Origin of the sequence: Bergeriella denitrificans NBRC 102155 (assembly GCF_001592185.1) — a bacterium.
Lineage (GTDB): Bacteria > Pseudomonadota > Gammaproteobacteria > Burkholderiales > Neisseriaceae > Neisseria > Neisseria denitrificans.
Genome location: NZ_BCWL01000168.1, coordinates 1 through 4,833, shown reverse-complemented (window position 1 = coordinate 4,833; position 4,833 = coordinate 1). Strand labels below are relative to the sequence as shown.

Below are 4,833 nucleotides of genomic sequence, written 5' to 3'. Positions count from 1 at the left end.
CAACGCTAGGATTTCTTACAGTAAAAGCCGTCTGAAAATTCAGACGGCTTTTTGATATTTAAAACGCTTAATCCGCAGCGGGGCGTCGGCGGCGGCAGGCAAACAGCAGTGCGGCCAAAGCAGCCAAGCCGCCGGCCAGCCAGTTGGAGCCGCCCATTTTCATATAGGGGGTTTCGCCGGTATAGCCTTTGACGTGGCCGGTGAGTACGGTTTCGGTATTCGGCTCGGCTTGGGCGATGATGCTGCCTTTGGGCGAGATGATGGCGGTCACGCCGGTATTGGTGGCGCGCACCATGTAGCGGCCGAGCTCCATGGCGCGGGCTTGGGATTGCTGGAGCTGCTGGTACATGGCGTTGGAGTCGCCGTACCAGGCCATGTTGCTGACGTTGGCCAGCAGGGTAGAGTGGCGGGCGGTGGCGATGAGTTCGTCGCCGAAGCCGTCTTCGTAGCAGATGTTGAAGGCGACTTTCTGGTCTTTCATCTGCAGGGGCGCTTGCCCTTCGCCGCCGCTTTGGAAGTCGGAAAGGGGCATGTTCATCAGCTTGTAGAGCGGGGCGGTCAGGGCGGCCAGGGGTTTGTATTCGCCGAAGGGTACGAGATGGCTTTTTGCGTAATAGGGTAGGGCGGCTTCGCTGTTGTAGCGGTAGAGGTTGATAACGGCGTTTTCGTAGCCGTTGCCGTCTTCGGTGTATTGGCTGATGCCGAGTGCGAGGGCGCTGCCGTTGCTTTGCGCCTGCTCGGCAAACATGGCGAGAATGCCGTCGGGCAGGTTTTGGCGCATCACGGGCAGGGCGGTTTCGGGCAGGATGACGATGTCGGCGGTGGCTTTGCTGACGTGTTCGTAATATTTCTGAATGGTGGGGATGACTTGCTCTTCTTCCCATTTCAGGGTTTGGGCGATATTGCCCTGCACCAGGGCGACGGTGTTGGTGCTGCCGTCTTCGGCGGTGAAGTCGGTTTCCTGGAAGATATAGCCTGCGGTGCAGAGTGCGACGCTGAAGCACAGGGGCATGACGCGGCTTTTCAGACGGCCTGCGTTGTCAATCAGCAGGGCAAGCCAGGCGCCGATAAAGGCGGTAGCCAGGGAGACAAGGTGGATGCCGCCTACGGGTGCGAAGCCGGCCAGCGGGCTGGATTTGGTGATTTGCGAGTAGCCGAGCGCGCCCCAGCCGAAGCCGGTGAACAGGGTTTCGCGCAGGTATTCGCTCAAGGTCCAGAGTACGGGCAGGATAAGGCCGGTTTTCAGCCAGCGCGGGTAGTCGAAACGCTGCCATGCCCAAATGCACAAGGCGGGGTAGAGGGCGAGAAAGGCGGGGAACAGCAGGGTCATCGGCAGCGCGTAGAGATTGGGCAGGCCGGAGACGTCGTGCAGGGCGGTATGCACCCAGTAAAACTGGCAGGTATAGGCAATCAGGCCGAACACATAAGCGGCGGCCACGGCGCGGCGCTCGTTCAGCTCAATCAGCCGAATCAGGGCGGCAAACAGCAGCGGCATCAGCCAGAAGTGGTAGTAAGGGGCGAAAGCCAGCGGGGTGGCGGCGGCCACCAGCGCCAGCAGCGGCCAGTAAAGCAGGGGTTTGCAGCAGTGATGTTCGAGGGTGCGGGTCAGTTTCATGCTTCCGGTGGGTAAGCCGTCTGAAAATCATCGTACCGCGCCGCAGCGGGCGGATATTCAGACGGCTTTTTAATCAAGGGGTTGGTGTGTGTGCGGATAACTATTTGGATAACTATTTAATTTAATGTGCGGCGTTAATGCTTGGTACGCCACAGCTTCATCAGCGGCAAGACGACGGCGCAAACCAGCAGACCGGCGGCGATGCCGACCACCAGGTTGGCCGCATGGCCTGCCCAGCCGTCCAGCCATTGGCGGGCTTCCAAAAAGTGGTGCAGCGGGCCGAAATTGTGGGCAATCAGGCCGCCGCCGACCAAAAACATGGCCAGCGTGCCGAGCACGCTCAGGGCGCGCATAAACCAAGGCATAAAGGCAATCAGGCCGCGCCCGAATGCACGCGCCGCCGGGCGGCCGGTGCTAATCAGGTAAAGGCCGAAGTCGTCGAGTTTGACAATCACGGCCACCAATACCGTCATGCCGAGGCCGATGGCGGCCATTACCAGCGACTTGGTCAGCAGGCTGTATGAGCCGACCACGCCCAGCGCGATGATGATGATTTCCGCCGAAAGAATAAAGTCGGTGCGGATGGCGCCGGTGATTTTGGCTTTTTCATCGACCAATTCATCGGCAGTGTGCTCGGGGCTGTCGCTTTCCTGGCGGTGCAGCATTTTGTGCAGCAGCTTTTCCACGCCTTCAAAACACAAATATGCGCCGCCCAGCATCAGCAGCGGGGTAATCAGCGCGGGCAGGAAAACGGAGAGCAGCAGCGCAGCGGGCACCAGGATGATTTTATTAACCAGTGAGCCTTTGGCAACGGCCCACACAATCGGCAGCTCGCGCTCGGCCGATACGCCGGTAACTTGGTTGGCATTTAAGGCCAAATCGTCGCCGACCACGCCGGCGGTTTTCTTGGCGGCCATTTTGGTCATCAGGGCGACATCGTCCAATACGGCGGTAATGTCGTCGAGCAGGGTGAAAAGAGAGGCAAAGGCCATGCGTATTCCCGAAATGTGTCGTTATGCGGCAGGTAAATGCCCAAACCTGCTATTATAGCCGAAAAATGCCCGCTTTGCAGGCGGTTTGGCTGTAAAAGCCGTCTGAAAATGCGTGCGGGATAGAAGGGCGGGCGGATAAGGTGCTTGGGCGCAGGCTAAGCCCGAATGGCGGCTTCGTAGTCATCTGTGTGTCAAATTATCTGTACGCAGAATGACGGTTTGCAGTTGTATAAATATTGGCAAAGATGGGCTAGCGCGGGCATAAACGGCGTGGGCTTGTGTTAAAATATGCCGCATTTTGATTTAAATCAGACCGATGATTTTATTTTAGGGGAAATAAAACGTGGATTGGATGAACAGCCTGTTTTTATTGGGCGGGGTGCTGCTGTTTGTCAGCGTGGTGGCGACCACGCTGTCGGCGCGTTTCGGCATGCCCCTGCTGCTGGGTTTCTTGGCGGTGGGCGTGCTGGCGGGCGAGCAGGGCATCGGGCATATCAAGTTCGACAGCTTTCCGCTGGCTAATGTTATCGGCCAGCTCGCGCTGGCGGTGATTCTGCTCGACGGCGGCCTGCGTACCAGTATGAGCAGCATCCGTCTGGTGTTGAAACCCGCTGCGGTATTGGCGACTTGGGGCGTGTTTGCCACCGTGTTGCTGCTGGGGGTTTTTACCACGTTTTATTTGGGGCTGGACTGGAAATTCGGCATCCTGATGGCGGCCATTGTCGGCTCGACCGATGCGGGTGCGGTGTTCAGCCTGCTGCGTAACAGCGGCGTGCGCCTGAACGAGCGCGTGCAGGCGACGCTGGAAATCGAATCGGGCGCCAACGACCCGATGGCGATTTTCCTGGTCACCGCGCTGATTACCATGATTATGCAGCCCGAAGAATCGGGCGCGCTGGCGTTTATCTGGATGCTGGTGCTGCAAATCTTCTTCGGCCTGCTGATTGGTTGGCTGGGCGGGCGCATTTTGGCCAGGTTGGTGCGCCGTCTGCATCTGGCCGATGGCCTGTATGCGCTGATGATTGTGTCCGGCGGCCTGATTGTGTTTGCCACCGCCAATATGCTCGGCGGCAGCGGCTTTTTGGCCGTTTATCTGGCGGGTATCATCGTCGGCAATAAACACAGCCTGGCGACGGAGCACGTTTTGCGCGTGATGGACGGCCTGGCTTGGTTGGCGCAGGCCACGCTGTTTGTGGTATTGGGTCTGCTGGTGACGCCGTCCGACGTGTGGGCCAACGGCGCCGACGCGCTGGTAATTGCCGCTTTCCTGATGCTGATTGCCCGCCCGCTGGCCGTGTTCAGCGGCTTATGGAAAGGCGAATACAGCCGCCGCGAAAAAGCCTATATCAGCTGGCTTGGCTTGCGCGGCGCTGTGCCGATTACTTTGGCGATGATGCCTTTGGTGATGGGCGTGCCCAATTCCAATCTGCTGTTTAACGTGGCCTTTGCCGTGGTGGTCTTGTCGCTGCTGATTCAGGGTACGACCATTCCCGTGATGGCGCGTCTTTTGAAAGTCGCCATGCCGCCCAAGCCCGAGCCGGTGGATATTCAGGATATCTGGCTGTCGGAAACCGAAAGCGTGCAGCTGACCGCCTACCGCGTGGTGGCCGAATCGGAAGCCGAGGGCGTGCATCCCGACAAAGTCGCGCCGATTTCCGCCTCATACGAATTGCGCTGCTTTACCCTGATCCGCGACGGGCGCAAAGTCGAGCTGCACAGCGATACCGTATTGCAGGAAGACGATACCGCCTGGTATATCCTGCCGCCTGAGCAAGTCGATAAAATGGCGCAATACTTTACCGAAACCGGCAGCACGGTACGCATGAATTTCGACTTCTTCGGCGAATTCGTCGTCGATCCCGCCAGCAAAGCCGGCGATTTGGCGCAGGCTTACGGCCTCAAGCTGGAAGCGGGCGAAGAAAATCTGAGCCTGCTGGAGCTGTTTGAGCAGCGTGCTGAAAGCAAGCACCCCGTAGAGGGCGACCGCATCGAAATCGGAGATTTCGGCTTGGTAGTCAAAGAGCTGGATGCCAACGGCACGGTTAAATGGCTGGGCTTGAAAGTGCCGCATTAAACCGCATCGGCTTGGTCTGTAAGGCAAAAAGCCGTCTGAAAAAGCGTATTTTCAGACGGCTTTTTTGTGTGCATAGGGCAGATATGCTTGAACCCGGCCTGTTTTGCGGGCAGCTTTATTGGATTAGGGTATATAGTCGAAGAACTGAATTT

General features: G+C 58.2%; 3 protein-coding genes. 1 reads left to right on the top strand and 2 read right to left on the bottom strand.

Translation table 11 applies throughout. The features are described 5' to 3' along the window. Positions 1-67: 67 nt before the first annotated feature. Positions 68-1,615, bottom strand: coding sequence for an apolipoprotein N-acyltransferase (lnt, locus tag BDE01S_RS08425; protein WP_066080134.1), 1,548 nt, complete (start codon positions 1,613-1,615; stop codon positions 68-70). 134 nt (positions 1,616-1,749) lie between these two features. Continuing rightward, the gene (locus BDE01S_RS08420; RefSeq protein ID WP_066080131.1) at positions 1,750-2,607 is read right to left on the bottom strand and encodes a DUF808 domain-containing protein; all 858 of its coding nucleotides are present in this window, start codon (positions 2,605-2,607) and stop codon (positions 1,750-1,752) included. A 343-nt stretch (positions 2,608-2,950) separates the two neighbouring features. Here BDE01S_RS08420 and BDE01S_RS08415 point away from each other — a divergent pair, with 343 nt between their 5' ends. Beyond that, complete coding sequence (locus tag BDE01S_RS08415) at positions 2,951-4,681, top strand: potassium/proton antiporter (protein ID WP_082790449.1); 1,731 nt, start codon at positions 2,951-2,953, stop codon at positions 4,679-4,681. The last annotated feature ends 152 nt before the right edge of the window (positions 4,682-4,833 follow it).